Below are 5,037 nucleotides of genomic sequence, written 5' to 3' on the forward strand. Positions count from 1 at the left end.
TTTTCCCCCTTCACTTTTTAAACTTTAAACTTCCCCCCCCCTTCCCCCTGTATCATATCCTCTCCTCCCTCCGTACTCTCTAAATACAACATTCAATTAACCATATATTATGAGTACAATTAAATTTACCCTTTTCACATTAACCATTCTCGCATTCCTGAACACGAACGTCAAAGCACAAGCACCCATTTCCCGCGCCCAAAACGTCTTTGTAGAACTCGGAGGCCCCGGACTACTCGTCTCCGCCAACTACGACACCCGTTTCACACAGAAGCGCGACGGCATAGGCGGCCGCCTCGGAGCAGGCTACATGTCAGTAGACAACTCATCCCTGTTCACACTTCCATTACAGGCAAATTACCTCCTTGGCAAAGAAGGCAAATACTTCGAGATAGGCTTAGGCGCCACTTACATTAACTTAGGCGATGATGACGACGATGACTTCCTCTCATTCGATTCCTCATCCAGCCTCATCGGAACCATGACCTTCGGCTACCGCTACCAGCCCGAAACCAGCGGCTTCAGCTTCCGCGCCAGCATCAACCCCATTTTCAACAAATCAGGCTTCATCCCCTACTTTGCCGGCATAAGCTTAGGATACGCCTTCTAACCCTCACCACCAACACATCCGCCTTATATACAAAAAAGGCCATACTGTTTTATATAAGCCCTATATAAAACAGTATGACCCTTTCAATCCCTATTTCCGTCCCCCACTCACCTTAACCTTCCCCCCAAACCATCACTCACCCTCGACTCGTCACATAACCCTCTGCCCTAACTTTAAACTCTCCACTTTCAACTTTCAACTATCCCCACATAACCCTTTCGGCAATCAGCAGTCAGTTATCGGCTTTCAGCTATCAAACTCGTCACTCATAAATCATAACTCATCACCCATAACTTCTCTTCCCCTCCTGTCCTCAACTTATAACTTACTACTTATAACCTACAACTTCTCTCCCCTCCACTTTCAACTCTGAACTTTCCACTTTCAACTTCTTCTTCCCCCTCTTTTTCCCAAACTTCCTCCCATACCACACCAAAAACCCCGTCACCGGCAAGCTCGCTCCGATCAGAGAAGCCAGGAAAGCCATCACTTTACCAGGGAAGCCCAGGATACTCCCCACATGGATATCATAATTCATTTTACGCACCTTCTCCCCGAACGACGCCTCGCTATAAGGAACAGAATAAGCATCCTCCCGCACCATTTCCTTCACCGTATGCTGATCAAAAGAATAGCCCTGGCTATTATAAAACTGCCCCTTATTCGGATACACCACCACATTAATCGCCGCTTTCGCATTCGAAGTATCCGGGAAGCTGTAATAAAAGCCCATGGACTTCGGATGCTTAGCAATCACTTTCGCCCAGGCCAGGTCCATCGCCGCTTCCGGCCTGTACCCCTTACCCTTCTGAAGAGAATCAGACTCCATAGTCTTATACTCCGCAAGCTTTTGCCCACCTGAAGTTACCCAGTACAGCACTTCGCTGTACCACTTAATGCCATACACCATTCCCGTCAGGGCAATCGCCGCCAGGAAAAGCAGCGAATAAAAACCCAGCACATTATGCAGGTCGAGGTTCACCCGTTTAAAAGAAGCACCCCACTTGATCGTAAAACTCTTCTCGCGCGTCGTCTTATTCCATTTTTTAGGATACCACCAGATCAGGCCGGTAATCAGCAGCACCACAAAAACCAGCGTTCCATAATTCACGATAGGCCTGCCGATCTCGTAAGGCATCCACAGGAAGCGGTGTCCGTTCAGGATAAAGCGGAAGAAATCAGTCTCCCCCTTTTTGCGCACCTCCGTCTTAATCACCTCCCCCGTATACGGGTTAATCTTCAGCAGCGTCCCGCCGCTCCGGCGGTCGCGGGGTGCGGCACCCACCACCCTCAGGTTCAGATTAATCGTCCTCCCCTGCTGGTATTCAGCATACGAAGGCACCTTATCAGGATGCAGCCTGGCAGCAATCCCCATCAGTTGCGAAGGACTAAGCACCTGTTTCGCCTGCCATTCCACCTTCGTCTCAGGCTCCATCAAGTTCGTGATCTCCTCGTGGAACACCCAGATACAGCCAGTCAGGCACACCACCAGCACAATGATCCCCGATATCAGGCCCAGCCACAAATGGAGCCAGTTATTAATCCTTTTAAAAAGCGAATCCTTTTGCTTCTTCCTTGCCGGCCTCTGTCTCATGGTGCTCATTATGCTGTGTAATAAAAACAATCAATTAATTATTTGAACCTGTAAGCCACTGTCAGCCTCATGTTCCTGGGCATTTCATAGATATAGGTATAGTAATTCACCGCATCCGCTTTCTGCTCTTTCAATTCCGTGTAAGACCCCTGTGTAAGCAGTCTGCGGTCGAGCAGGTTATTCACCAGGGCAGAAATGGTGATCTTGCCCTTCTCATAAGAAGCCCCCGCATCAAAGCGGATATAATCAGGAAGGTTAGGCTCCCTGGCACTATTTCCGGTAAAGCGTCCCAGCTGCATCTGGTAGCCGCCGCTCAGCCCAAAGCCGTTCAGCAAAGCTCCCTGTTTCCGGTAGCGGTAAGAAAGCCATCCGTTAGTAAGATGGGTAACAGAATTAGCGATATGGTTACCTATTCGGCTCTGTAGCGCGTCTTCAGTCACCTTAGCATCTGTATAAGCATAATTCAGTACCACATCCAACCCTCTTACAATTTCACCCATAACATCAAATTCTATCCCTTTAAACTGTGCTTCACCAAGCTGGATAGAATAAGCCCTGTTTCCTGTACTATGCTCATTATCCGGCGTCAGTACATTCTTTTTAGTGATCTGATAGACAGCAGCCGAAGTATTCCATTTACCATCAAACCAGTCCTTCTTCAATCCGAACTCAATATTATTCCCCCTCACAGGTTTAAAATAGTTTTTGAAATAATCCTGCCCCGCCTGAGGGAGGAAACTCTGATCGTAGAGAGTGTAAGCGGTAAAATCTTTTGTGATTGAATAACTTAATCCAACCCTCGGACTGAAAGCATTGTCTGACACATGTATGCTATCAGCTTTGCCTACCGTCACCGCATGAGTAAACCTGCCCGCAAGTGTCAGGCGCAGCTTCTCATCCAGCATCCGCAGCTCATCCTGCAAGTAAACCCCGGTATAAGTTACATTAGTAGCATAAGTATTTGCTCCCGAACGGATCTGTATACTCCTGGACCGGTCAAAAACCGGGATACTATCCGCAGGAATTCCGTATTCCGGCTTATAGATATTAAAAGGGCGGTTGTCACGCAGCTTCAGGTCACCATGCATCACACTCGAAAAATCCCCCCAAGTCTTCAGGTTCCCCATATCCACCCCCGTCATAATCCGGTGGATCACCGGGCCCGTACTCACATCCCCCATCAAACTCACCTGCGCATTCTTATTGATCGCCAGCTCCTCACTGATATTCAAATACCTTCTCATATCACCATTTGGAGCAATCTTCGACGGCCAGGGCGTCCCGCCATACAAGCCATACTTCACATAAGCCGCCTGCGCATTCACCTTCCAGTCCGCATTCAGCTTATGCGTAAAATACAAGGTGACATTATGGTCATACAACTTAGCAGGATCCAGCGCCGGATCCCCCAGGAAGAAACTCGGGTCCGTATCCCCGTATCCATTCGGAGAAAAACCATAAGTACCCAAAGCCTGAGCCTCCACATGCTGCGTCGTATATTCCGCCATCACCAGCGTATTGCTGTCAACCTGGTAGCTCACCACCGGCGCAATCACATATTTATCCGTGTAATTGTATTTATTATAGCTCCCCTTCGTCTGGGCCGCCACGTTCAAACGGAAAAGCAGCCTGCCGTCAGCCGAAAGCTTGCCGTCAAGGTCCACTGCCGCCCGCGCCAGGTTATAGCCGCCGCCGCTCAGGCTCACCGAACTCTTGTTCTCACCCGTAGGTTTCTTAGTCACAATATTATAGATACCGCCGGGCTCCCCGTTTGCCATCATAAAGCCCGAAGGCCCCTTCACAAACTCAATCCGCTCAATCGTCGCCGCATCATCAGCCAGCGGTCCCCAGGGCATCTTCAGGTTCATTCCGTTCCTGAAAGCCGGAATCGTCGTTCCCCTCGTCGAAATATTCGCATACTGCGCATCCCAGTGCCCAGTCCTTACCGTCCCGCTCACATTGCGGGTCACCCCGTCAACAATGTCAAATACCAGTTGGTCTGCAATCAGCTTATCCGTTACCACCCGGATATTCTGCGGCACCTCCAGCAAAGGAGTCTGCAGCCTCAAAGAAGAAGAAACCTTATCCGTTTTAAACTTATTCCGGCGACCGTTCACCTGCACCACATCCAGTTCCGAGCGATCCTCCTTCAGGGAGAAATCCGCAATCACAGTACCATTTCCCGAAACCCGGATTTGCTTTTCCTTCGGGAACAAACCCACCGCCGAAACCACGATCGTATAATCACCCGCTGGCACCCGCTTAATATGATACTCCCCATTCTCATCAGACATCGCACCAAACTTAGTACCCTTCAGCACCACCGACACATACGACGCCACACTGCCGTCAGCAGTCGTAATCCGTCCCCTCACAGACCCCGTCTGCTGATCCTCCGCACGTAAAGTTCCACCATAAGTTTTTTGATTAGATGCCGGCACATGAGGCCCCTGGAAAGCGTTCGCTACAACAACACAAGTGCAAAAGGCACCCGTCAACAGAAAATGTTTAATTCGCATTAGTCTAAAATATACATGAAAGATGTCCGGCAAGCCGCCCGCCCGACAGCACTCAGCCGTCCGGCAATTTCCGGCAAAGATATATTTATTTAGACCGGTTCCAAACAAATCCCCATACTTATTTAGAATCATTCCAGCAGATCTCTCCCAAGCGCCTCTTAGCTGTCAGCAATCAGCTATTAGCGATCAGCTCCTGTATAAGGCACTATTCTTATGCAATTTCAAAATAAGGTTTATGTAATTTCAAAATAGCCCCCCTGCCCTAAGCTTTAACCTTTCAGCTTTAACCCCTAGACTTTTTCTTAGTTGCCCTC

General features: G+C 49.1%; 3 protein-coding genes. 1 reads left to right on the plus strand and 2 read right to left on the minus strand.

Features of this window, described 5'->3' with window-relative positions:
• Positions 1-109: 109 nt before the first annotated feature.
• Positions 110-610, plus strand: a complete 501-nt coding sequence (locus tag DDR33_RS20990; protein WP_109417764.1) for a hypothetical protein — start codon at positions 110-112, stop codon at positions 608-610.
• Positions 611-938: 328 nt separating this feature from the next.
• Here the strand turns inward: DDR33_RS20990 and DDR33_RS20995 are convergent, their stop codons facing one another.
• Both DDR33_RS20995 and DDR33_RS21000 read right to left on the minus strand, forming a co-directional pair.
• A complete protein-coding gene (locus DDR33_RS20995; RefSeq protein WP_109417765.1) occupies positions 939-2,213 on the minus strand; it encodes a PepSY-associated TM helix domain-containing protein in 1,275 nt (424 codons plus the stop codon).
• A 29-nt stretch (positions 2,214-2,242) separates the two neighbouring features.
• Positions 2,243-4,723 (minus strand): TonB-dependent receptor, encoded by a 2,481-nt coding sequence (locus DDR33_RS21000; RefSeq protein ID WP_158280823.1) that lies wholly within the window; start codon positions 4,721-4,723, stop codon positions 2,243-2,245.
• Positions 4,724-5,037: the final 314 nt, after the last annotated feature.

It is taken from the genome of Pararcticibacter amylolyticus (assembly GCF_003130405.1).
In the GTDB taxonomy this organism is placed as follows: Bacteria; Bacteroidota; Bacteroidia; order Sphingobacteriales; family Sphingobacteriaceae; genus Arcticibacter; species Arcticibacter amylolyticus.